Source organism: Streptomyces sp. SP17BM10, from assembly GCF_036322405.1.
Taxonomy (GTDB): Bacteria; Actinomycetota; Actinomycetes; order Streptomycetales; family Streptomycetaceae; genus Kitasatospora.
Window position 1 is genome coordinate 1 of the sequence record NZ_JAQYXB010000398.1, and the last position, 662, is coordinate 662.

Annotated in this window: 1 pseudogene; it reads right to left on the reverse strand. The window is 77.3% G+C overall.

The window, feature by feature from the left end:
- Positions 1–645, reverse strand: a pseudogene (locus PUR71_RS03010) (NAD-dependent epimerase); the annotation flags it as partial.
- Positions 646–662: the final 17 nt, after the last annotated feature.

A 662-nucleotide genomic window follows, 5' to 3' on the forward strand; every position in this document is an offset into this window, starting at 1 on the left:
CAGGAACTGCCCGTAGGTGAGCAGGCCGGGCGGCGCGGTGGTGAGGAAGCGGCCGGCCGTGCCCGCCGTCAGCAGGTCCAGGCCGAACACCGCGAAGTCCCGGACGTCGATCAGCTGGACGGGACGGCCGGGCTCGCCGGGTGCCAGCACCCGCCCGCCGCGGGCCATCCGCACCAGCCACCACGGCAGGCGCCCGCCCCGCTCGTGCGGGCCGATCAGCAGCCCGCTGTTGAGGACCAGGCAGCGCCCGGCACCGAAGTGCTCCTGCACCGCCCGCTCGCAGCCGGCCTTGAGCGCGGCGCTGAACTCCTGCCCGGGCGGGGTGTCGGCGGGGCACGGGTGCAGCGGCGAGGACTCGTCGACCACGCGGGCCGGCCAGTCCTCGAAGGCGTGGACGGAGGAGATCAGCGTGTAGTGCCCGGCCCGCTCGCGCAGCAGCCGGGCGGAGGCCGCCGCCTGGGCGGGCTGCTGGGCCGAGGTGTCGACGACGGCGTCCCAGCGCCGCCCCTCGACGAGGCGCGCGAGGTCCGCGTCCGAGTCGCGGTCGCCGCGCACCGCCTCCACCCCGGGCAGGTCGGCGGCGGAGCGGCCGCGGTTGAACGTGGTCACCGCGTGGCCCCGGGCGAGGGCTTCGGAGGCGAACACCCGCCCCAGGAACGACG